18 protein-coding genes and 1 rRNA gene are annotated in these 22,275 nt (G+C 68.5%); 15 read left to right on the top strand and 4 right to left on the bottom strand.

Features of this window, described 5'->3' with window-relative positions; genetic code table 11:
• Position 1 precedes the first annotated feature (1 nt).
• The 5 genes from ACFYRY_RS18690 to ACFYRY_RS18670 all read left to right on the top strand — a co-directional run bounded on the left by ACFYRY_RS18690 (position 2) and on the right by ACFYRY_RS18670 (position 4,298).
• Positions 2–1,768 (top strand): hypothetical protein, encoded by a 1,767-nt coding sequence (locus ACFYRY_RS18690; protein WP_389146382.1) that lies wholly within the window; start codon positions 2–4, stop codon positions 1,766–1,768.
• A gap of 90 nt (positions 1,769–1,858) precedes the next feature.
• A complete protein-coding gene (locus tag ACFYRY_RS18685; protein WP_389146379.1) occupies positions 1,859–3,100 on the top strand; it encodes a S8 family serine peptidase in 1,242 nt (413 codons plus the stop codon).
• Between the two features lie 127 nt (positions 3,101–3,227).
• Positions 3,228–3,578 (top strand): WXG100 family type VII secretion target, encoded by a 351-nt coding sequence (locus tag ACFYRY_RS18680; protein ID WP_356767263.1) that lies wholly within the window; start codon positions 3,228–3,230, stop codon positions 3,576–3,578.
• 74 nt (positions 3,579–3,652) lie between these two features.
• Positions 3,653–3,952, top strand: a complete 300-nt coding sequence (locus ACFYRY_RS18675) for a WXG100 family type VII secretion target (RefSeq protein ID WP_356767261.1) — start codon at positions 3,653–3,655, stop codon at positions 3,950–3,952.
• 190 nt (positions 3,953–4,142) lie between these two features.
• Complete coding sequence (locus tag ACFYRY_RS18670; protein WP_389146376.1) at positions 4,143–4,298, top strand: S8 family serine peptidase; 156 nt, start codon at positions 4,143–4,145, stop codon at positions 4,296–4,298.
• A gap of 539 nt (positions 4,299–4,837) precedes the next feature.
• Here the strand turns inward: ACFYRY_RS18670 and eccCa are convergent.
• Entirely contained in the window at positions 4,838–8,812 is a 3,975-nt protein-coding gene (eccCa, locus tag ACFYRY_RS18665) for a type VII secretion protein EccCa (RefSeq protein ID WP_389146373.1), read from the bottom strand.
• A gap of 336 nt (positions 8,813–9,148) precedes the next feature.
• On the opposite strand from eccCa, the gene eccD reads away from it, so the two are divergent.
• Positions 9,149–10,657 (top strand): type VII secretion integral membrane protein EccD, encoded by a 1,509-nt coding sequence (gene eccD / locus ACFYRY_RS18660; protein WP_389148315.1) that lies wholly within the window; start codon positions 9,149–9,151, stop codon positions 10,655–10,657.
• A 74-nt stretch (positions 10,658–10,731) separates the two neighbouring features.
• Here eccD and ACFYRY_RS18655 read toward each other — a convergent pair whose 3' ends face one another.
• Complete coding sequence (locus ACFYRY_RS18655; RefSeq protein ID WP_356778304.1) at positions 10,732–11,022, bottom strand: DUF397 domain-containing protein; 291 nt, start codon at positions 11,020–11,022, stop codon at positions 10,732–10,734.
• Positions 11,023–11,290: 268 nt separating this feature from the next.
• Between ACFYRY_RS18655 and rpsO the strand changes: the two genes are divergently transcribed.
• The 5 genes from rpsO to ACFYRY_RS18630 all read left to right on the top strand — a co-directional run bounded on the left by rpsO (position 11,291) and on the right by ACFYRY_RS18630 (position 16,812).
• Complete coding sequence (rpsO, locus tag ACFYRY_RS18650) at positions 11,291–11,578, top strand: 30S ribosomal protein S15 (RefSeq protein WP_003993372.1); 288 nt, start codon at positions 11,291–11,293, stop codon at positions 11,576–11,578.
• A 344-nt stretch (positions 11,579–11,922) separates the two neighbouring features.
• Positions 11,923–14,163, top strand: coding sequence for a polyribonucleotide nucleotidyltransferase (locus tag ACFYRY_RS18645; RefSeq protein ID WP_389146368.1), 2,241 nt, complete (start codon positions 11,923–11,925; stop codon positions 14,161–14,163).
• Positions 14,160–15,539, top strand: a complete 1,380-nt coding sequence (locus ACFYRY_RS18640; RefSeq protein WP_389146365.1) for a M16 family metallopeptidase — start codon at positions 14,160–14,162, stop codon at positions 15,537–15,539. The genes ACFYRY_RS18645 and ACFYRY_RS18640 overlap by 4 nt, the downstream gene beginning before the upstream one ends.
• A gap of 55 nt (positions 15,540–15,594) precedes the next feature.
• On the top strand, positions 15,595–16,347 hold the full coding sequence (dapB, locus tag ACFYRY_RS18635; protein WP_389146362.1) for a 4-hydroxy-tetrahydrodipicolinate reductase: 753 nt from the start codon (positions 15,595–15,597) through the stop codon (positions 16,345–16,347).
• Between the two features lie 12 nt (positions 16,348–16,359).
• Positions 16,360–16,812, top strand: a complete 453-nt coding sequence (locus ACFYRY_RS18630) for a hypothetical protein (protein ID WP_389146359.1) — start codon at positions 16,360–16,362, stop codon at positions 16,810–16,812.
• A gap of 77 nt (positions 16,813–16,889) precedes the next feature.
• On the opposite strand, the gene ACFYRY_RS18625 is transcribed toward ACFYRY_RS18630, so the two are convergent.
• Both ACFYRY_RS18625 and ACFYRY_RS18620 read right to left on the bottom strand, forming a co-directional pair.
• Complete coding sequence (locus ACFYRY_RS18625) at positions 16,890–17,444, bottom strand: hypothetical protein (protein WP_389146356.1); 555 nt, start codon at positions 17,442–17,444, stop codon at positions 16,890–16,892.
• Between the two features lie 101 nt (positions 17,445–17,545).
• On the bottom strand, positions 17,546–17,785 hold the full coding sequence (locus ACFYRY_RS18620; protein ID WP_389146354.1) for a hypothetical protein: 240 nt from the start codon (positions 17,783–17,785) through the stop codon (positions 17,546–17,548).
• A 190-nt stretch (positions 17,786–17,975) separates the two neighbouring features.
• Here ACFYRY_RS18620 and thyX point away from each other — a divergent pair, with 190 nt between their 5' ends.
• From thyX to ACFYRY_RS18600, 4 genes are all read left to right on the top strand, one after another.
• On the top strand, positions 17,976–18,716 hold the full coding sequence (thyX, locus tag ACFYRY_RS18615) for an FAD-dependent thymidylate synthase (RefSeq protein WP_389146351.1): 741 nt from the start codon (positions 17,976–17,978) through the stop codon (positions 18,714–18,716).
• Positions 18,717–18,928: 212 nt separating this feature from the next.
• Positions 18,929–19,828: a 4-hydroxy-tetrahydrodipicolinate synthase gene (dapA, locus tag ACFYRY_RS18610; protein WP_389146348.1), complete on the top strand. Its 900-nt coding sequence runs from the start codon at positions 18,929–18,931 to the stop codon at positions 19,826–19,828.
• Between the two features lie 153 nt (positions 19,829–19,981).
• On the top strand, positions 19,982–21,667 hold the full coding sequence (locus ACFYRY_RS18605) for a ribonuclease J (RefSeq protein ID WP_389146345.1): 1,686 nt from the start codon (positions 19,982–19,984) through the stop codon (positions 21,665–21,667).
• Positions 21,668–22,183: 516 nt separating this feature from the next.
• Positions 22,184–22,275 (top strand): 16S ribosomal RNA (locus ACFYRY_RS18600); the annotation flags it as partial.

Below are 22,275 nucleotides of genomic sequence, written 5' to 3'. Positions count from 1 at the left end.
GATGACCGATAAGCATGAGGCGGACCTTAAGCGGGTCAATGCCGAGAACGCCTACACGGACATCACCAGGACTGGCGAGCACCTGCCGCAGGGTGGCGGGCTGTTCACCACGATGGTCAACGGCATCGTGCGCACGGTTGCCGAGACCAACCCGAACAAGAAGGCAGTTTGGGGGAGCACGGACTTCGACGGTAAGGATCTCGCTCTCAACCAGATGCTCGACCTCGTTGAGGGAACCGACCCGGAGGATCTGGAATCCTCAGGCAAGGCCCTGTGGGATGCGCGGGACGCCATCAAGGAAGCGGCTGATGAGCTCAACGGGCACATCGACAAGGTCCGTTGGGTCGGAAAGTCGGGTAGTGACTTCCGTACGTGGGGCACGCATCTCGTTGCGAGCACGACGGAGCTGAGCAAGTTCGCCGGAGACGCCGGCGATCAACTCGCTACTGCGGCCGTAGGCCTGGCGTCTGTGCGTGGCTCCATGCCGTCTCGTGACACAGAGGCGAACCGGAAGCGGCCCGAGCACTTCACAGAGGCCGAGAAGACGGCGAACAAAGACGAGTACGCCGCTGCCGTGCGGGTGGAAAAGGATCGCCAAGAGGCGATCAACCAGATGAACCGCTTGGCGTCGTACTACGCGGTCTCGGGCCAAGAACTCGAGGGCCTGCAGGCGCCGACGTTCAAGAGTATGCCCAGTGTGGGAGTGCCTCGCCCTGAACAGCAGCACTGGAACCCTTCAGGTGGTTCTGAAGGTACCGGAACAACTACCCCGGCGATTCATCACTCGGTCGCGCCAACGGGCCGTACGGGCACTCACGACGTAAGCGACACTGCGACGCCCTCGAAGGACATCACGGGCAGTGTTACGCGTCCGGATGAATTTGTCGGTACGAATATCGACAGCGTCGGTACATTGCCGCCGTCTACGACAGCGCCTGTGACCGGCCATGCGCCGCCAGTCACAGGGACCCCTCCCATGGGCGGCGGCCAGCCCCCCATGGGTGAGGGCCTCGGGAATCCGATTCCCAACGGCATGCTGGGCCGGAACCTGAACGGAACAGGAGGCCTCCGGACCCCTGCGTCCGCTCAGGGGCGGTCGGGGGCGCCCGGCCTGACTAATTCGGGCTCCGGACGTACCGCGGGGCAGGGGGCCGCCAATCAGATGGGGCGCGCCACGTCGACCGGTCAGGCTGCTGCCAAGGGACTTACCGCCGGATCGAATTCGTCCCAGATGGGCCGAGGGATCAGTGGCGGTACGCCGCGTGCCGGCGGCACGGCGACGCCACGGGCTGGCAGCGGGCCGGCGACCGGTGCCGGGCGGGCCAACGGAGTCGTCGGGGGACGTCCTGCCGCTGGTGATGCCTCAGCGAAGGGTGGGTCGAGGATTCCTCGCGGCACGGTTGTTGGTGGCGAGGGAGCGGCCAACTCCCGGTCCACTACCGGTCGGCCGGGGCAGCGCGGTGTTTTCGGGGCAGGACCTGAGTCCACGGCGAGGCCTGGGTCCAGGGCGTCGTCCGCTCCACGGGGCAGTGCGGGTACGGCCGATGCGGTCACGGGTAGGGCGGCCGCACGTAACTCCGCTGCCGGAGCCGAGCGCAACGGTATGACGCGCGGCGGGGCCGGTCTCGTACGCGGGCCGGCTCAGAACGGGAAGCCCGGTGAAGAGCGGAACGCGCAGGGGACGACGCGTCCCGACTACCTGGTCGAAGACGAAGAGACCCACTTGCCCGACAAGCCCCGGCGCGATGTGCCGCCGGTCGTCAACTGAGCGCGAGCGAGGACACGGAACACGATGAAGTCTGGGACCAGCCGACGAGACGAGCGGGCTACGTTCCGCAGGACGCGCCGAGGTAGACGAGTGCGTGCTGTGGGCGCGGTCGTCGGCGCCTTGGCGGCTACTACTGTCGGGTTCGCGCCCGATGCCGCTGCGTACGACGCGAAGTCGAAGCAGTGGTACTTGGCTCCGATGGAGGCCGAGCAGATGTGGAAGGTCAGTACGGGGAAGGGTGTGAAGGTTGCTGTCATCGACAGTGGCGTGAACGCAAATACCCCGTCACTGAAGGGACAGGTCCTGACCGGTGAGGTCCCCAAGTCGGTCTCCTATCGTGCAACGGACGACTACACCGGCCATGGCACGACCATGGCCGAGTTGATCGCAGGCACTGGAGCAGACGGTGGCCTGCAGGGGTTGGCGCCGGGGGCGAAGATTGTTCCGATTCGGCTCGCACTCGAGGGTCTGAAGGGCGGGGCAGAAGAGAAGCAGAAGATGCCCGATTCCGTGGACGCAATCAAAGCGGCCGCTGATACCGATGTAAAGATCATTAACATGGCCTTCGGTGCAGAGGGGCCGGACCCCGACGAAGAGGCGGCTATCGACTACGCGGCTTCGAAGGGCAAGTTGTTGATCGCAGCAGTCGGTAACAATGGCAAGTCCGGGGGGCCCATCAGTTATCCTGCCGCTTCACCGTACGTGGTTGGTGTGTCGGCCATTGGCAAATCTGGCACGGTGTCCAAGTTCTCGTCGAGCGGAGGTTATGTGGACCTCACGGCGCCAGGACAAGGCTTCCCGGGGTGGTGCGATGCGAACTTCCGCTCGTACTGCGATGGCAGGGACGGTACGAGTGGGGCAGCCGCGATCGCCTCGGCCTCTGCAGCCCTGATCTGGTCAGCCCACCCCGACTGGACAGTGAACCAGGTCACCCGTTCCTTGATCGATACGGCAGGGCGGGACTGGCCGAAGGACGAGCCGAGCACCTACCTCGGATATGGATCTGTTCGCCCCCGCGTGGTACTGGCAGAATCCAAATACAACCCCGGACCTGCGAACGTCGATCCGCTCGCCAAGGAAAACGGTGGCGATCTGCTGGCAAAGTCCGCATTGTCCTCCTCATCTTCCGCTTCGTCCGCGCCCTCCGCCTCTGCTTCAGGAGCGTCACAAGCCCCGGAAAAGGGTTCAACCGGCGGAACCTCCGCGGCAGGATCAACCACAGAAGCGTCCAGCGACAGCAACACCCTCTGGATCGCACTCGGTGCAGCCGCCGCGGTCATCGTGATCGGCGGTGCCGGCGTGGCCATCATGCGGGCGCGCCGCGCCAGGTAACAGCCCTCAACCGTTCATCGTCCTGTGCCCTTCGGATGGGGCGTGCAGAACGTGCTCACGTTGCGGTGTCACAAGCGCAGAGTGAGCCGAAACAATCAGATCAGCAACAGCCTCAGAAAGGGTGATCATGGCCGGCGGAAAGCAGAAGCTCGAAGATGCCGCAGTAGTCCAACTCCAGAAGCAGATGCTGGAGAAGTACGAGGGCATCACGAAGCGCGTGCACGGCCTTCAGGGTGTGATCGACGGCCTCGAGGGCCAGTGGCAGGGAATCGGTCGCGCCGCGTTCGACAAGAAGCAGTACGAGATCAACGAGTCGCTGCAGAACATCGGCAAGATCCTCGGTGACGTCATCGAGGCGATGACCTCGACGCGCAACATCAAGGACAGCAAGGAAGACGAGGTGCGCGCGGCCGTCAGCAAGATCGACGTCCAGGATGGCGCTCCGACGGTCCAGTCGTCCTCCCTCAGCTCTTACTGAGCCGAGCGGCGTTCAGATATTCGCCGGGCACCCGGCAGCCAGCAAGCACACCCAGCGAGACGAGGTAAACAGGCATGGCCAACAACGCCGATGGGCTGCAAGTCACTTATGACGGACTCGACGTCGCCGCCACCAAGATCGGTAATGAGGCGAGCCAGCTCGAGCAGGACCTGCAGGAGCTCAAGAAGCTCGTTGTGAGCAGCCTTCAGTACTGGGAAGGTGAGGCTCAGAACACCTTCAACGAGAAGCTGCACCGGTGGGACAAGGAAGCCAACGACATCCACCAGGCGCTCACCGGCATCGGCCACGTCGTCGCGACGTCGGGCGGTACCTACATGCAGGGCGACAAGAAGGCGGCCAGCTACTTCCAGTAGGAAGACGGCTGTAGCGGAATTCCGGGGTGGGCGCGCGCGGGAGGCGCCCACCCCATTTCTCTGCTCGCATGAAGATGAAGGCGAACATGCGCGCTGCAGCTCGCTGACCGAGATGCACCCGCCCCCTGCGACGGCTGTGCCGCCGGTCGCGCCGGTCGTCAACTGAGCGCGAGCGAGGACACCGAACCCCGTGAAGTCCTTCCCGGGGTGGTGCGATGCGAACTTCCGTTCGTACTGCGATGGCAGGGACGGTACGAGTGGGGCAGCCGCGATCGCCTCGGCCTCTGCCGCCCTGATCTGGTCCGCCCACCCCGACTGGACCGTTACCAGGTCACCCGTTCTCTGATCGACACGGCGGGCCGTGACCGGCCGGAGGACGAACCGAGCACCTACCTCGGATACGGAACTGTTCGCCCCCGCGCGGTGCTGGCGAAATCCACGTACAACGCCGGACCTGCGAACGTCGATCCGCTTGCCAAGGAGAACGGTGGCCATCTGCTGGCAAAGTCCGCATCGTTGTTCTCGTCCTCCACTCCGTCCGCGCCCTCCGCGACTGCCCCAGGCGTGTCACAAGCCCCGGAAGAGGGTTCTACCGGCGGAACCTCCGCGGCAGGATCAACCACAGAAGCGTCCAGCGACAGCAACACCCTCTGGATCGCACTCGGCGCAGCCGCCGCGGTCATCGTGATCGGCGGTGCCGGCGTGGTCATCATGCGGGCGCGCCGGGCCAGGTAACAGCCGTCAACCAGCGCCCCCCGGCCGGCATACGACCTCCAGCCCACGCCCCATCGCCCGAACGCCACCGGGGCCGCGACCGCCGAAGCGCCCGCGACCCCAGTCGCATCAATCCGTACCCCGGTCGACCGACCGCAGGTCAGCCCACGCTCATCCGTTGCCGTCTCCCACCAGGCCCACCTGGACCAGCGGCTTCCCCCGCTTGCGGGACACGAACACGCCCCGCCCCGCAGGCATCGGGCGCGGGCGTACGTTCCCCAGCACGTCGCCCTCCGCCGGGTCACCCGCGAGGACGACGCCCTGTGCGCCGAGCTCCTTGATGCGCTGCATGAAGGTCTCGTAGCCCGCGCGGCCCGCGCCCGCCGTGGAGCGGGCGATGATGAAGCGGACGCCGACGTCACGGGCGAACGGGAGCAGGTCCGTCAGGCCCGCCAGCGGGTTGCCGCTCGACGTGGACACCAGGTCGTAGTCGTCGACGATGACGTACACCGTGGGGCCACGCCACCAGCTGCGGTCCCGCAGCTGCTCCGCCGTGACGTCCGCGGTGGGCGTGCGGCGCTGCATCAGGTCGGCCAGCGCGTCCATGTGGTGCTGCATCTGGTTCGACATGGGGATGTACTCCGCCAGGTGGGAAGGCGGGGTGACACCCAGCAGCGAACGGCGGTTGTCGACCACGAACAGCTTGCAGTTGTTGCCGTCGTACCGCTCGGTGAGGCGCTTGATGAGCAGCTTCAGCAGGTTCGACTTACCGGACTCGCTCTCGCCGAAGATGAGGAAGAACGGGTCCTGGTCGAAGTCCACGAACACCGGCTCGAGGTTGTCCTCGTCGAGACCGAAGGAGACGCCACGGTTCGGGAAACGGTCGCCCGGGGGCAGCTGGGCCGCCGGGAACTCCCTGGGCAGAAGGCGTACTTCGGGTGCGCCGGGCTGCTGCCAGTGCCGCGTGACCTCGGCCGCCAGGGCCCCAGTCGCCTCCGCCAGGTCCGTGTCGGAGGACAGACCGTCGATGCGCGGGACGGCCGCCATGAAGTGCTGCTTCTGCGGAGTCTGACCGCGTCCCGGCACACCCGTGGGCACGTTGGCCGCGACCTTGCGGTCGAACTCGGAGTCCATCGCGTCGCCGAGCCGCAGCTCCAGGCGGTTCATCAGGTGGTCCTTGAGGTTCGCGCGGACCTCCATGGAGCGCGAGGCGGTGAGAATCAGGTGGATGCCGTAACCGAGGCCGCGCGCCGCGATGTCCAGGACCAGCGGCTCCAACGCCTCATAGTCCTGACGGAAGTTGCCCCAGCCGTCGATGGCCAGGAAGACATCGCCCCAGGGCTGGTCGGTCACCGAGATGTCGCCCCGCGCGCGGCGGGTGCGGAACTCGGCGATCGAGGAGATACCCGCCGAGCGGAAGTACTCCTCGCGGCGCGTCAGGATGCCGTACACCTCGGCCGCCGTACGCCGTACCTTCTCGGGGTCCAGACGCGAGGCCACACCGCCCACGTGCGGCAGGCCGGCCACCGACGACAGACCGCCACCACCGAAGTCCAGTCCGTAGAACTGCACTTCGTGCGGGGTGTGGGTGAGCGCGAACGACGCGATGATCGAGCGCAGCAGGGTCGACTTGCCGGACTGCGGACCACCGAGGAGCTGCATGTGACCGGCCGCGCCGCCGAAGTCGGCCCACAGCGGGTCGCGCCGCTGCTCGTACGGCTTGTCGACGAGGCCGACCGGGATGACGAGCCGGCCCGCGCCCTCGTAACCGGGCTGGGTCATGCCACGGCCCTGCACCGGAGCGAGTCCGGGCAGCAGCGAGTCCAGCGACGGCGGACTGTCCAGCGGAGGCAGCCACACCTGGTGGGCGGACGGGCCCTGGGCCTCCAGGCGCCGCACGATGACATCCAGCACGGTGTCGGCGAGCGCGTCGTCCTGCTTCGCTTCCGGCTCCTCCTGGCGCTGCTGCGGGATCGGCGAGTACTGCACCGGGACCTCGGCCGCGGTGAAGAGGACCGGCCGGCGGTCGACCGGGAGCGGCCCGCCGGGTGCGGCGGACTGCTGCGAACTCGTGCGGTAGACGCCGGAGACGTACGCCGCCTTGAAGCGCACCATCTCCTCCGTGCCGAACTTGAGCAGGCCGGAGCCCGGGACGTTGGGCAGCTCGTAGGCGTCCGGTACGCCGATCGCGGCGCGGGACTCGGCCGCGGAGAACGTCCGCAGACCGATCCGGTACGACAGATAGGTCTCAAGACCCCGCAGACGGCCCTCCTCCAGGCGCTGCGAGGCCAGCAGGAGGTGCACGCCCAGCGAACGGCCGATCCGGCCGATCTGCACGAACATCTCGATGAAGTCCGGCTTCGCGGTGAGCAGTTCGCTGAACTCGTCGATGACGAGGACGAGGGAGGGGATCGGCTGCAGGGGGGCGCCCGCCGCGCGGGCCTTCTCGTAGTCGTGGATGTTGGCGTAGTTGCCCGCGTCGCGGAGCATCTCCTGGCGGCGGTTCAGCTCGCCGCGGATGGAGTCACCCATGCGGTCGACGAGGGTGAGGTCGTCCGCGAGGTTCGTGATCACGGCCGCCACGTGCGGCATCTGCGCCATACCGGCGAAGGTCGCACCACCCTTGAAGTCCGCGAGGACGAAGTTCAGCGTCTCGGAGGAGTGGGTCACGGCCAGACCGAGCACCAGCGTGCGCAGCAGCTCCGACTTTCCGGAACCGGTCGCGCCGACGCACAGACCGTGCGGGCCCATGCCCTCCTGCGCCGCCTCCTTGAGGTCGAGCATCACGGGCCGGCCGTCCTCACCGAGGCCGATCGGCACCCGCAGCCGCTCCGACTGCGACCGCGGCCGCCAGGTGCGCCGCGGGTCCACCGAGGCCGCGTCACCCAGGTTCAGCAGGTCCGTGAACTCCAGGTTGGCGAGCAGCGGTTCGCCGTCGTCGCCGCCCGTGCCCATGCGCAGCGGCGCCAGCTGCCGGGCGAGCGCCTCGGCGGCCTCGTAGGACAGGAGGTCCGGAGTGCCCTCGTAGACCATGCCGTGCGACGACTCCAGGCGCAGTTCCTTCGGGTGCACGATGACCGCGAGGTCCCCGCGCCCGAAGCTGAGGTCACCCGGCACGACCTCCACGACGGTCACGCCCTGCAGGCCCTCGGGACTGGCCAGCAGGGAGGTGGGCGGCAGGGAGACACCGTCGAGCACGACCACCAGGTGCGGCTGCTCGGGCACCGGCGGAGCGGCGGGGTGGAAGCGGGGGCGGCCCTGCAGGAGGGTGTCCAGCCGCTCCTCCAGCTCCAGCGGGTCGGTCGTGATCAGGCGCATGCTGCCCGCGCCGTCCGTGGCATCCCCGGTCTGCAGGTGCGGCAGCCACTTCGCCCATTCCCACTCGGGCGCCGACTCCCGCCCGGCGGCGACCGCGATGACCATGTCCTCGGGGGAGTGCAGCGCGGCGAGGCAGGCGGCCACGGCACGGGCGGTGCCACGCACCGTGCGGGGTTCGCCGGAGATCGTCACGTGGTAGAAGGCCCGCAGCGAGACCGCCATCGGCAGGTCCTCGAGGGTGCTGTGGGTGGCGAGGAAACGCTGCATGGCGCCGGTGGTCAGCGGCTCCAACTCGTCGACCGGCGCCGTCTGCGGAGGAACCAGGGGAGTGGCCAGGGCCTGCGGGCCGAGGCCCACCCGCACCTGTCCGAAGTCCTCGTCACCGGTGCGCCGCTCCCACACCCGGCTGCCCTCGGCGACCAGAGCCCACAGTTGCTCCGGCGAAGGGTGCAGGTAGTACTGGGCGTCGCGCTGGACCTGGGCGGTGCCCAGGGCCTGGCGCCGGGTCTGGGACAGATAGCGGAGGTAGTCGCGGCGCATGTCCGCCAACTGCCCCTGGTTGCCGCGGCGGTAGCGGACCAGCATCGCGATGCCCATGGCGACGGTGGAGGCCACCATCACCATGCCCATGATCTTCATGAAGGGCTGGGCCTGCGGGTTGAAGAAGAACACCACCGAACCGCCCATGCCGAGCATGGGCAGGAGCTGCATCAGCGCGCCCTCCTGCTGCCCGCGCGGAAGCTCCGGCGGCGCCTGGAGCATCACCTCGTCCGTGGGCACTTCCTTCGGCAGTGCCCGCGGCGGGCGCTTGACGACGATGTGGCTCACTACGCACCAATTCCCTTGCCGGACCGAGTTGTTTCGTCCGCCGCCCCGTCTCGGGCGGACGTCGATCGCGAAGCGTGATCCTACTGACAACCACTGACACCGGCGGGCGGTAGGGTGCCGGAGAGACGCGTGAGCAGTTGCGAATCGCCCTGGAGAAAACGGGCAATCCGCAACGGTTCGAACCATGCGCCTGCCCGTAATTCCCGGGTGCGACGGCCTCGTTGCCCGGCTGCGCGGGTGGCGCGACGCAACCTACACAGGATCTTTACGGGCGGAAGTGGGCGCGGCGATACCGCGAGCCGCCCCATCACCGACGAGGGGGAACAGCAGGTGAGCATGACGGCCTCCGCGCCGGCCGGCGCGACCGGCGGACCGGGCACCCAGGCCCCTTCCGGGGCGGGCACCGGACTCGGCTTCAGCCGGGTCACCATCGTGGCGCCCGACAGCCGCATCGACGTGGCACTGCCGGACGACGTACCGGTCGCCGACCTGTACCCGGAGATCCTGCGGCTGTCCCAGCAGGGTCCCGAGGAGGGTGCCCCCGTCGGGTACCACCTGGTACGCCGTGACGGCACCGTCCTCGACGGCTCGCGGTCCTTCTCGGCCCAGCGCATCCTCGACGGCGAACTGCTCACCCTGCGCCCGTTCGCGGAGTCGCTGCCGCCGGCCGTCATCGACGACGTCTCCGAGGCGGTGGCCGCCGCCGTCACCCGCGACCGCACCCTGTGGAACGGCGAGTTGACCCGGGTCGGCGGCCTCGTCGCCGGCGGCATCCTGCCCGCGCTGCTGGCGTTCGTGGCCTGGAGCTCCCAGATCCGCCACGACATGCACAGCCTGCAGGGCGTCGTCGCCGCCGTCGCCGGAGTCCTGCTGATCACCATCGCCTGCGTACGGGCCCGGGTGTACGACGACCGGGGCTCCGCGATCGCCCTCGGTCTGGGCGCGTTGCCGAACGTCGCCGTGGCCGGTTCCGGGCTGCTTGCGCTCTCCGCCGGCGAGGGCATCGGGCGGCTGCAGTTCCTGCTCGCCTGCACGGGGGTCCTGGTCGCCTCCCTGGTGCTCACGCTCGTGTCACCCGGTGGCGACGGCCCGTTCGTCGCCTTCGTCTTCGCCTCCGTGATCGGGCTGATCACCTCCTTCATCGCGATCCTCACGGAGCTGCGGCCGATCGAGACGGCGGCCATCTGCGCCCCGCTGTCCGTCGTCGCGCTCGCCTTCCTGCCGGGCCTGTCGATGCGTTTCGCGCGACTGCCCATCGGCTTCGAGCCGCCCAACCCGTCCCGCGGCGGCTACGACGCAGGCGAGCCGGCGGCGCAGGAGCCCGTCGATGTCGAGCGCGTCGCGGCCCAGGCCCGCCGCGGTCACGAACTCCTCGTCGGCCTGGTCGGCGGTTGCGCGCTGGTCTCCGTGGGCGCGTCGATCGTCCTCGGCTTCTCCGACAACGTGTGGGCGGAACTGCTCGCCCTCGCCACCGGGGTGGCGATGCTGATGCGTGCCCACCTCTTCCGCTACACCGCGCAGGTCGGCGCCACCTTGGCCGCGGGCCTCGCCGCCCTCGTCTTCCTCGGCCTCGGGCTCGCCCTGAACCCGCCCCGGGACTTCCTGCGCGACGCGGTCCTCGGTGACACCACCGCCCTCGACATCCGCAGCGTCTGGCTCGCCGCGGCCATCGCCGCCGCCGCGGCCCTGGTCACCGCGATCGGCCTGATCACCCCGCGGCGCGGGGTCACCCCCTTCTGGGGACGCTTCCTGGAGATCGCAGAGAGCTTCGTCCTGCTGACGCTGATCCCGCTGGCCCTGGCCGTCTTCGACGTGTACGCACGAGCCCGGGCCATGACCAGTTAGTCGGAGAGCTTCCCGTACGAGCGGAGCCGTGTCCCTTCCCTGGGACACGGCTCCGCTCGTACCGGGCCTGACTCTTACGCCGGCAGGCTCCCGTCGTCCGGCGCAGGCTCCAGGTCGAACTCCCCGTCCCGCGCGCCGAGCACGAACGCCCGCCACTCCGCCTCGGTGTACCGCAGCACGGTGTCCGGGTCGAGCGAGGACCGCATCGCCACCGCCCCGCCGGGCAGATAGGCGATCTCGACCCGCTCCTCGTGCTCCTCGGTCCCCGGCGCGCTCTGCCACTCCACACCGGAGATGTCGAGGGCGTACAGCTCGTCCCTCTCCCGCTCCTTGCGCGCCTTGGTCTCCTCTGCCGTCTCCGCCATGCCGCAGCGACCCCTTCCCGACGTACCTGCCAACGATTCGACGGCTCACCCTAGTGGCGCGCATCGCCCCGGCCACGGGCTTCTCGTACCCGGGCGAAGGCGCCCATCAGTGGCTGGTACCCTGAGTGACGGCCGTTTGTGTACGCACCCCCGGAGCCCCGCTCCGGAGGCCGCGCCCAACGGATCCCCGCCTCCCGAGTAACGGAAGCTCCCCCGAGACACAGACCGGGGGCACTCGGTGGCCCTTTACAGACTACGAGGAGTACGCGTGCCGCTCGACGCCGCTACGAAGAAGCAGATCATCACCGAGTTCGGCCAGAAGGAGGGCGACACCGGCTCCCCCGAGGTCCAGGTCGCGATGCTCTCGCGCCGTATCTCGGACCTGACCGAGCACCTCAAGACCCACAAGCACGACCACCACTCCCGTCGTGGTCTGCTCATCCTGGTCGGTCAGCGCCGCCGGCTGCTGCAGTACCTCGCCAAGAAGGACATCCAGCGCTTCCGTGCGCTGGTCGACCGCCTCGGCATCCGCCGCGGTGCGGCCGGCGCCAAGTAAGTCGCCGTGAGGGGAGCGGTTCCCGAAGATCGGGGGACCGCTCCCTTTTGCTGTACAAGGATTCCTGCCGTGCGGAGTGTCACCGGCGCTTTGTAGTGTGGTAGGCACAACGCAATACGTACGACACAGCGTGATGGCCCGTGCCCGTAGCGGCAGGGTGGCATCGCACACGAGGAGAAGCGCGCCTCGCCGCCGCCGGTCCTCGGTAGTGGCCCCCGGGGGAAGTGAGCCCGGGTGCTTCGATCGAAGACCGGCCCGCACCAGACGGAGCGCTTCTCCACGACGGTCCCCCTGCCATACGGGCAGTGAGGGACAAAAGACGACAAGTAACGGAGAAAACGCTAGTGGAGAACGAGACCCACTACGCCGAGGCCGTCATTGACAACGGTTCCTTCGGCACCCGCACCATCCGCTTCGAGACGGGCCGCCTGGCCAAGCAGGCCGCCGGCTCCGCCGTGGCGTACCTGGACGACGACACCATGGTGCTGTCGGCCACCACCGCCTCCAAGAACCCCAAGGACCAGCTCGACTTCTTCCCCCTGACGGTGGACGTCGAGGAGCGGATGTACGCCGCCGGCAAGATCCCCGGCAGCTTCTTCCGCCGTGAGGGCCGCCCCTCCGAGGACGCGATCCTCACCTGCCGCCTGATCGACCGCCCGCTGCGCCCGTCCTTCAAGAAGGGCCTGCGCAACGAGATCCAGGTCGTCGCCACGATCATGGCGCTCAACCCCGACCACCTGTACGACGTCGTGGCGATCAACGCCGCCTCCGCGTCCACGCAGCTGGCCGGTCTGCCCTTCTCCGGCCCGATCGGCGGCGTCCGCGTCGCGCTGATCAACGGCCAGTGGGTCGCGTTCCCGACGCACACCGAGCTCGAGGACGCCGTCTTCGACATGGTCGTCGCGGGCCGCACCCTGGAGGACGGCGACGTCGCGATCATGATGGTCGAGGCCGAGGCCACCGAGAAGACCATCCAGCTGGTCAAGGGCGGCGCCGAGGCGCCGACCGAGGATGTCGTCGCCTCCGGCCTGGACGCCGCGAAGCCCTTCATCAAGGTGCTCTGCAAGGCCCAGGCCGACCTCGCCGCGAAGGCCGCCAAGCCGACCGGTGAGTTCCCGGTCTTCCTCGACTACCAGGACGACGTCCTGGAGGCGCTGACCGCCGCCGTCCGCCCGGAGCTCGCCTCCGCGCTGACCATCGCGGGCAAGCAGGAGCGCGAGGCCGAGCTGGACCGCGTCAAGGGTCTGGCCGCCGAGAAGCTCCTGCCGGAGTTCGAGGGCCGCGAGAAGGAGATCTCCGCCGCGTACCGCGCGCTGACCAAGTCCCTGGTCCGCGAGCGCGTCATCAAGGAGAAGACCCGCATCGACGGCCGCGGCCTGACGGACATCCGTACGCTCGCCGCCGAGGTCGAGGCGATCCCGCGGGTGCACGGTTCGGCGCTGTTCGAGCGTGGCGAGACCCAGATCCTGGGCGTCACCACCCTGAACATGCTCCGCATGGAGCAGCAGCTGGACACCCTCTCCCCGGTGACCCGCAAGCGCTACATGCACAACTACAACTTCCCGCCGTACTCCGTCGGTGAGACCGGCCGCGTCGGCTCCCCCAAGCGCCGCGAGATCGGCCACGGCGCCCTCGCCGAGCGCGCCATCGTGCCGGTCCTGCCGACGCGCGAGGAGTTCCCCTACGCGATCCGTCAGGTGTCCGAGGCTCTCGGCTCCAACGGCTCGACGTCCATGGGCTCGGTCTGCGCCTCCACCATGTCGCTGCTGAACGCCGGTGTGCCCCTCAAGGCCCCCGTCGCCGGTATCGCCATGGGCCTGATCTCCCAGGAGATCAACGGCGAGACCCACTACGTCGCCCTCACCGACATCCTCGGTGCGGAGGACGCCTTCGGCGACATGGACTTCAAGGTCGCCGGCACCAAGGAGTTCGTGACCGCCCTCCAGCTGGACACCAAGCTGGACGGCATCCCCGCCTCCGTCCTGGCCGCCGCCCTCAAGCAGGCCCGTGACGCCCGCCTCCACATCCTCGACGTGATGATGGAAGCGATCGACACGCCGGACGAGATGTCCCCCAACGCTCCGCGGATCATCACGGTCAAGATCCCGGTCGACAAGATCGGTGAGGTCATCGGCCCCAAGGGCAAGATGATCAACCAGATCCAGGAGGACACCGGCGCCGACATCACGATCGAGGACGACGGCACCATCTACATCGGTGCCGCCCAGGGCTCGCAGGCCGAGGCCGCCCGCGCCACGATCAACGGCATCGCCAACCCGACCATGCCGGAGGTCGGCGAGCGCTACCTGGGTACGGTCGTGAAGACGACCACCTTCGGCGCGTTCGTGTCCCTGCTCCCGGGCAAGGACGGCCTGCTGCACATCTCGCAGATCCGCAAGCTCGCCGGCGGCAAGCGCGTGGAGAACGTCGAGGACGTGGTCGGCGTGGGCTCCAAGGTCCAGGTCGAGATCGCCGAGATCGACTCCCGCGGCAAGCTGTCCCTGATCCCGGTCATCGAGGGTGAGGGCGACGACGAGAAGAAGGACGCCGCGACCGACGGTGGCTCCGCTGCGGGCGACAAGTGACATCGAGTAACCCCACGGCGACGGCCCGCACCTCCTCGGAGGCGCGGGCCGTCGCCCGTACGCAAACCCTGATCAAGGGGACCAGCGGCATCGGCACCGTCCGCAAGACCACCCTGCCGGGCGGCCTGCGCATCGTCACCGAGACCCTGCCCTCCGTCCGCTCGGCGACCTTCGGGATCTGGGCCCACGTCGGCTCCCGTGACGAGACGCCGGCCCTGAACGGCGCCACCCACTACCTGGAGCACCTGCTCTTCAAGGGCACCTCCCGGCGCAGCGCCCTGGACATCTCCTCCGCCATCGACGCCGTCGGCGGCGAGATGAACGCGTTCACGGCGAAGGAGTACACGTGCTACTACGCACGCGTGCTCGACACCGACCTGCCGCTGGCCATCGACGTCGTCTGCGACATGCTGACCGGCTCACTGATCGTCGAGGAGGACGTCAACGTCGAGCGCGGCGCCATCCTCGAAGAGATCGCCATGACCGAGGACGACCCAGGCGACTGCGTGCACGACCTGTTCGCGCACACCATGTTCGGCGACAACCCCCTCGGCCGCCCGGTCCTCGGCACCGTCGACACCGTCAACGCCCTCACCGCCGACCGCATCCGCCGCTTCTACAAGAAGCACTACGACCCGACCCACCTCGTGGTCGCGTGCGCCGGCAACGTCGACCACAACACGGTCGTACGACAGGTCCGAGCCGCCTTCGACAAGGCGGGCGCCCTCAAGAACCCGGACGCCACACCCCTCGCGCCCCGGGACGGCCGCCGCGCCCTGCGCACCGCGGGACGCGTCGAGCTGGTCGGCCGCAAGACCGAGCAGGCCCACGTGATCCTCGGCATGCCGGGCCTGGCCCGCACCGACGAGCGCCGCTGGGCGCTGGGGGTGCTCAACACGGCCCTCGGCGGCGGCATGTCGTCCCGCCTCTTCCAGGAGGTCCGCGAGAAGCGCGGCCTGGCCTACAGCGTGTACTCGTACACCTCCGGCTTCGCCGACTGCGGCCTGTTCGGCGTGTACGCGGGCTGCCGCCCGAGCCAGGTGCACGACGTGCTGAAGATCTGCCGCGACGAGCTCGACCACGTCGCCGAGCACGGCCTCTCGGACGACGAGATCGGCCGCGCCATCGGGCAGCTCCAGGGCTCAACCGTCCTGGGCCTGGAGGACACCGGAGCGCTGATGAACCGTATCGGCAAGAGCGAACTGTGCTGGGGCGAGCAGATGTCGGTCGACGACCTGCTGGCCAACATAGCGTCGGTCACCCCCGACGACGTCCGCTCGGTCGCCCGCGAGATCCTGGGGCGGCGGCCCTCGCTGTCGGTCATCGGCCCGCTGAAGGACAAGCAGGCGTCCCGTCTGCACGAGGCCGTCGCCTGATCACCTCCACCCTCCGAACTCCGACCCTCCGGAAACCCGGTAAGGAAGCAAGAAGATGAGCAAGCTGCGTGTGGCGGTCCTCGGTGCCAAGGGCCGGATCGGTTCCGAGGCGGTACGGGCGGTCGAGGCCGCCGAGGACATGGAGCTGGTCGCCGCCCTCGGCCGGGGCGACCGGCTGGAGACGCTCGCCGAGAGCGGCGCCCAGGTCGCCGTGGAGCTGACCACGCCGGCCACGGTCATGGACAACCTCGACTTCTGCGTCCGGCACGGCATCCACGCGGTCGTCGGTACGACGGGCTGGACCGACGAGCGCCTGGCGCAGCTGAACGGCTGGCTCGCCCAGTCCCCGGAGACGGGCGTGCTGATCGCGCCGAACTTCTCCATCGGGGCGGTCCTGACCATGAAGTTCGCGCAGATCGCCGCGCCGTACTTCGAGTCCGTCGAGGTCGTCGAGCTCCACCACCCGAACAAGGTCGACGCCCCGTCCGGTACCGCCACGCGCACCGCCCAGCTCATCGCCGAGGCCCGCCGCGCGGCCGGCTCCGCCCCGGCGCCGGACGCCACGGTCACGGCCCTGGACGGGGCGCGCGGCGCGAACGTCGACGGTGTCCCGGTGCACGCGATCCGCCTGCGCGGCCTGCTGGCCCACCAGGAGGTCCTGCTGGGCGCCGAGGGCGAGACACTGACCGTCCGCCACGACTCGCTGCACCACAGCAGCTTCATGCCGGGCATCCTGCTGGGCGCCCGCCGTGTGGTGACCAGCCCGGGCCTCACCTTCGGCCTGGAAAACTTCCTGGACCTGAACTGAGCCCCTGAAGTCATGCGCGCGAAGCTCTCCTACGCCGTCACGGCCGCCGTCCTGGTCTTCTACTTCGTCCTGGTCGGCAGCCGAGGCGTCATGCTCATCCAGTCCGGCACGCTCCTCACCGTGACCTTCGGGGTCGCGGTGCTTATCCTGCCGGTCATCGGTCTGTGGTTCCTGTGGAAGAACACCCAGTTCGTCCGCAAGGCCAACCGGCTCGCCGCCGAACTCGACAGCGAGGGCGGCCTGCCCGTCGACGAGCTCAAGCGCACCCCCGGCGGCCGCATCGACCGCGACGCGGCCGACGAGGTCTTCGCCCGGCGCAAGGCCGAGACGGAGGCGGCCCCCGACGACTGGCGCAGCTGGTTCCGCCTGGCCATCGCCTACCACGACGCCCGCGACACCCCCCGCGCCCGCAAGGCGATGCAGCGGGCGATCGCCCTGCACGAGGGCAGGCCGGTCCAGGCCTGACCCGGCACGTCGAAAGGGCCGGTCCGCGACGCGCGCGGACCGGCCCTTTCGTGTCGCCCGGAGGGCATCGGGGACGGTCAGCTCCTGCGGTGCTCGGCCGCCCATGCCTCCACCGCGTCCGCGGCCCGGTCGAATGCGCCGTGGCGCGCCAGGAAGTCCGCGTTGTGCGTGGTGAGCAACACCGGACTGTCCGCCGCCCCGCGATCCCGCTGTACGAGGGTCAGCGCCTGCCCCTGCACGGTGCGGGGCAACCCGAGCCAGCGCACCGGCTGCTGCACCGTCCGTACGGCGACAACTCGCTCCCACCGCACCGTGCGGGTGCGGAGGAAGCCCACCTGCCGCAGGCCCCGGGCGCTCACCCACACACCCACCCGCAGCAGCCGCAGCGCACCGGCGATGACGAGCACCGCGATGCCGAGAACCACTCCGGCCTCGGGCACCGAGCCGGCCAGGGCGATGATGACCGCCGCGAACAGCACGTACGAGGCGAGCAGCAACGACATCGCGGCCACGCCCACGCGCCACGGGCCGGGGCGGTACGGCCGCCGCCAGCGGTCGCGGTCGTCGAAGGGCAGAGCGATGTCCTCCGCCGCCTCGAACGTGCGGTCGGCCGTCAGGAAGGGCAGGGGCACGACAGGTCCTCACTCAATCCATGCTTGGGCTGTGCCCGGTGAGATTATCGACCTGCGTACCCACTCACCACCTCTGGGGGGCCGGATGGGGTCAGACCGGCTCAGTGCCCCTCGGACGCCTGGGACTGCTGCGTCTGTGCGGGTGCGTGGTTCTGCGACACCGCCGGCATCCCGATGACCAGGGAGCCTCCGAGGCCGGCGACGATGGTGAGGCCCAGGAGCCAGCGCCCGGCCATCTGGCCCAGGGACGCCCGCGCACGGGGCGGGGGAGTGACATTGCTGCGGAACTTGTCGGCTTCAGCGAGGAAGGCGAACGGTACGGGTTCGCGCCGACGGAACATCGGACTCGCTTCTCCCTTCAGGGGTCGAATGAATCTCTGCTGTTGATACAGACGAGCGGGTGCCACACATGGTGCCCTCATGCACCGAATTCACAGAAGTTGTCGCGGACCGGCACCTAACGGCCCGATGTCAGTGCCGGGCCGTAGAGTGGGCGCCGCCCGAAGAAGTGATGGAAGGACCCGCCGAGCCGTGACCGACACCCCAGCCGACGACCCCAAGCCCAGCTTCCGGAGCGACGTCAGCGTCGAGCTGGTCAAGCACACCGCGTCCGACGCCGACGTGCTCTTCGCCGCCCGTGTCTCGACCGCGGGAGAGCAGTCCCTGGACGAGCTGGGCAAGGACCCGGAGCGCTCCAAGGGCCTGATCAACTACCTGATGCGGGACCGGCACGGCAGCCCCTTCGAGCACAACTCGATGACCTTCCTCATCAGCGCCCCGATCTTCGTCTTCCGCGAGTTCATGCGGCACCGCGTGGGATGGTCGTACAACGAGGAATCCGGCCGCTACCGGGAGCTCCAGCCCGTCTTCTACGTGCCCGACGCGTCCCGCAAGCTCGTCCAGCAGGGCCGCCCGGGCAAGTACGTCTTCGTCGAGGGCAGTGAGGCCCAGCAGGAGCTGGTCACCCGCACCATGGAGAACTCCTACCAGGAGGCGTACGAGGCCTACCAGGAGATGCTCGCCGCCGGTGTCGCCCGCGAGGTCGCCCGCGCGGTCCTCCCGGTCGGCCTGTTCTCCTCGATGTACGCCACCTGCAACGCCCGCTCGCTGATGCACTTCCTCGGCCTGCGGACCCAGCACGAACTGGCCAAGGTCCCGTCCTTCCCGCAGCGGGAGATCGAGATGGTCGGCGAGAAGATGGAGGCGGAGTGGGCGAAGCTCATGCCGCTGACGTACGCCGCCTTCAATGCGAACGGCCGGGTTGCGCCGTAACGCACCCGCGTCCTGCTCCCCGGGCACAGATGTGCGGGCCAGCCTCGCGAAGTGTCCGTATTGCGGCATTTGGAGAAGTGCATCTAGCCTGATCGAACGGACCCGGCACTGCTTGAACCCCCGAGCAGGCAGTGCCGGGCTCCGCATTTGTCACCACTTGTCGCCAGCCCCGAGGGCAGACCCCACCTTGAGCAACGAGTAGCGTGTTACCCATGGCTCCGACCTCCACTCCGCAGACCCCCTTCGGGCGGGTCCTCACCGCCATGGTCACGCCCTTCACGGCGGACGGCGCACTCGACCTCGACGGCGCTCAGCGGCTCGCCACCCACCTGGTGGACGCAGGCAACGACGGCCTGATCATCAACGGCACCACCGGCGAGTCACCCACCACCAGCAACGCGGAGAAATCGGACCTGGTACGGGCTGTCCTGGAGGCCGTCGGCGACCGCGCGCACATCGTCGCCGGAGTCGGCACCAACGACACCCGCCACAGCATCGAGCTCGCCCGGATGGCCGAGCAGGTGGGCGCACACGGCCTCCTGCTCGTCACGCCGTACTACAACAAGCCCCCTCAGGAGGGCCTGTTCCGCCACTTCACGGCCATCACCGACGCCGCCGAGCTGCCGGTGATGCTGTACGACATCCCGGGCCGCAGCGGTGTCCCCATCAACACCGAGACACTGGTCCGCCTCGCCGAGCACCCGCGGATCGTCGCCAACAAGGACGCCAAGGGCGACCTCGGCCGCGCCAGCTGGGCCATCGCGCGATCGGGGCTCGCCTGGTACTCCGGCGACGACATGCTGAACCTGCCGCTGCTCTCCGTGGGCGCGGTCGGCTTCGTCTCGGTCGTGGGCCACGTGGTCACCCCGGAGCTGCGCGCCCTGGTCGACGCGTACACGGCCGGCGACGTCCAGAAGGCCACCGAGATCCACCAGAAACTGCTCCCGGTCTACACGGGCATGTTCCGCACCCAGGGCGTCATGACGACGAAGGCCGCGCTCGCCCTGCAGGGCCTGCCCGCCGGGCCGCTGCGCGCCCCCATGGTCGAGCTCATGCCCGAAGAGATCGAGCAGCTCAAGATCGATCTTGCCGCGGGCGGGGTACAGCTCTAGCACCAGACTTCGCGCGTCCGCTCGCGCAATCAGACTTCACAACTGAATAAGCAGGCCACCGGTGCCTGCGTCCACAACGACAACTGCTTCTGCACGAACGTCATGCGCGCCACGTGCCCACCGGTACGTGGCGTGTGTGGTGAGGAGAGTCTTTTGAGTCATCCGCATCCTGAACTCGGCCCGCCCCCGCCGCTCCCCGCGAGCGGTCTGCGCGTCACCCCGCTCGGCGGTCTCGGCGAGATCGGCCGAAACATGACGGTCTTCGAGTACGGCGGCCGCCTGTTGATCGTCGACTGCGGAGTGCTCTTCCCCGAGGAGGAGCAGCCCGGAATCGACCTGATCCTGCCGGACTTCTCGTCCATCCGGGACCGCCTCGACGACATCGAGGGCATCGTCCTCACGCATGGCCACGAGGACCACATCGGCGGTGTCCCCTACCTCCTGCGCGAGAAGCCGGACATCCCGCTGATCGGCTCCAAGCTGACCCTCGCCCTGATCGAGGCGAAGCTCCAGGAGCACCGCATCCGTCCGTACACCCTGGAGGTGGCGGAGGGGCACCGCGAACGCATCGGCCCCTTCGACTGCGAGTTCGTCGCGGTCAACCACTCGATCCCGGACGCCCTGGCGGTCGCCATCCGCACCCCGGCCGGCATGGTGGTCCACACCGGCGACTTCAAGATGGACCAGCTCCCGCTGGACAGCCGCCTCACGGACCTCCATGCGTTCGCACGCCTCAGCGAGGAGGGCATCGACCTGCTCCTCGCCGACTCGACGAACGCCGAGGTCCCGGGTTTCGTCCCGCCCGAGCGGGAGATCTCCAACGTCCTGCGGCAGGTCTTCGGCAACGCGCAGAAGCGCATCATCGTGGCGAGCTTCGCCAGCCATGTCCACCGCATCCAGCAGATCCTGGACGCCGCTCACGAGTACGGCCGCCGGGTCGCCTTCGTCGGCCGCTCGATGGTCCGCAACATGGGCATCGCGCGGGACCTGGGCTATCTGAAGGTCCCGCCGGGCCTGGTGGTCGACGTCAAGACGCTCGACGACCTCCCGGACCACGAGATCGTCCTGGTCTGCACGGGCTCCCAGGGCGAACCGATGGCGGCCCTGTCGCGCATGGCCAACCGGGACCACCAGATTCGTATCGTCCCCGGCGACACCGTGATCCTGGCGTCGTCACTGATCCCCGGCAACGAGAACGCGGTCTACCGCGTGATCAACGGTCTGACCCGCTGGGGCGCCAACGTCGTCCACAAGGGCAATGCCAAGGTCCACGTCTCGGGCCACGCGTCGGCCGGTGAGCTGCTGTACTTCTACAACATCTGCCGGCCGAAGAACCTGATGCCGGTCCACGGCGAGTGGCGCCACCTGCGGGCCAACGCCGAGCTGGGCGCCCTGACCGGCGTCCCGCACGACCGGATCGTCATCGCCGAGGACGGAGTGGTCGTCGACCTCGTCGAAGGCAAGGCGAAGATCTCCGGCAAGGTCCAGGCGGGCTATGTCTACGTCGACGGACTCTCCGTCGGCGACGTGGGCGAGCCGGCCCTGAAGGACCGCAAGATCCTCGGCGACGAGGGCATCATCTCGGTCTTCATGGTCATCGACTCGTCGACCGGGAAGATCACGGGCGGCCCGCATGTCCAGGCACGCGGTTCGGGTATCGACGACGCGGCCTTCGCCGACGTGATCCCGAGGATCACGGAGGTCCTCGAGCGCTCGGCCCAGGACGGTGTGGTCGAGCCCCATCAGCTCCAGCAGCTGGTGCGGCGGACCCTGGGCAAGTGGGTCTCCGACACGTATCGACGCAGGCCGATGATCCTCCCTGTCGTAGTGGAGGTCTGACGGCCCGTCGGACACTGGTCTGCGTGAACCCGGAGCGAGGCGCCCCGATTTGCATCGGGGCGCCTCGCTCCAGTAGGTTTACGGCTCCGCCCGAGGGGGAACCCGGCAGCTTCATGAGCCGGAACCAGTCTCCTGAGGGGGCGGGAATTCCGACTCAGAACTTCTGATAAAGTCGGAGTCGCCGGAAAGGGAAACGCGGAAGCGAGAACCTGGAAAGCACCGAGGAAATCGGGTCGAGAAAAGATCTGATAGAGTCGGAAACGCAAGACCGAAGGGAAGCGCCCGGAGGAAAGCCACGAGAGAGTCTCTCGGGTGAGTACAAAGGAAGCGTCCGTTCCTTGAGAACTCAACAGCGTGCCAAAAGTCAACGCCAGATATGTTGATACCCCGTCTCCGGCCATCACGGTCGGGACGAGGTTCCTTTGAAGAAAAACACAGCGAGGACGCTGTGAACGGTCGGGCTTATTCCGCCTGACTGTTCCGCTCTCGTGGTGTCGTCCCGATTACGGGAAAACATTCACGGAGAGTTTGATCCTGGCTCAGGACGAACGCTGGCGGCGTGCTTAACACATGCAAGTCGAACGATGAACCACTTCGGTGGGGATTAG

Source organism: Streptomyces sp. NPDC005263 (genome assembly GCF_042872365.1).
In the GTDB taxonomy this organism is placed as follows: domain Bacteria; phylum Actinomycetota; class Actinomycetes; order Streptomycetales; family Streptomycetaceae; genus Streptomyces.
This window is presented reverse-complemented; position numbering and strand designations above follow the sequence as displayed.

Excerpts from the sequence above, each read along its gene's own strand:
- eccD (WP_389148315.1), top strand. The coding sequence starts at position 9,149 with ATGACGGCCTCCGCGCCGGCCGGCGCGACCGGCGGACCGGGCACCCAG.
- dapB (WP_389146362.1), top strand. The coding sequence starts at position 15,595 with ATGAGCAAGCTGCGTGTGGCGGTCCTCGGTGCCAAGGGCCGGATCGGT.
- ACFYRY_RS18655 (WP_356778304.1), bottom strand. The coding sequence starts at position 11,022 with ATGGCGGAGACGGCAGAGGAGACCAAGGCGCGCAAGGAGCGGGAGAGG.
- ACFYRY_RS18675 (WP_356767261.1), top strand. The coding sequence starts at position 3,653 with ATGGCCAACAACGCCGATGGGCTGCAAGTCACTTATGACGGACTCGAC.
- ACFYRY_RS18630 (WP_389146359.1), top strand. The coding sequence starts at position 16,360 with ATGCGCGCGAAGCTCTCCTACGCCGTCACGGCCGCCGTCCTGGTCTTC.
- ACFYRY_RS18680 (WP_356767263.1), top strand. The coding sequence starts at position 3,228 with ATGGCCGGCGGAAAGCAGAAGCTCGAAGATGCCGCAGTAGTCCAACTC.
- ACFYRY_RS18690 (WP_389146382.1), top strand. The coding sequence starts at position 2 with ATGACCGATAAGCATGAGGCGGACCTTAAGCGGGTCAATGCCGAGAAC.
- ACFYRY_RS18620 (WP_389146354.1), bottom strand. The coding sequence starts at position 17,785 with ATGTTCCGTCGGCGCGAACCCGTACCGTTCGCCTTCCTCGCTGAAGCC.
- dapA (WP_389146348.1), top strand. The coding sequence starts at position 18,929 with ATGGCTCCGACCTCCACTCCGCAGACCCCCTTCGGGCGGGTCCTCACC.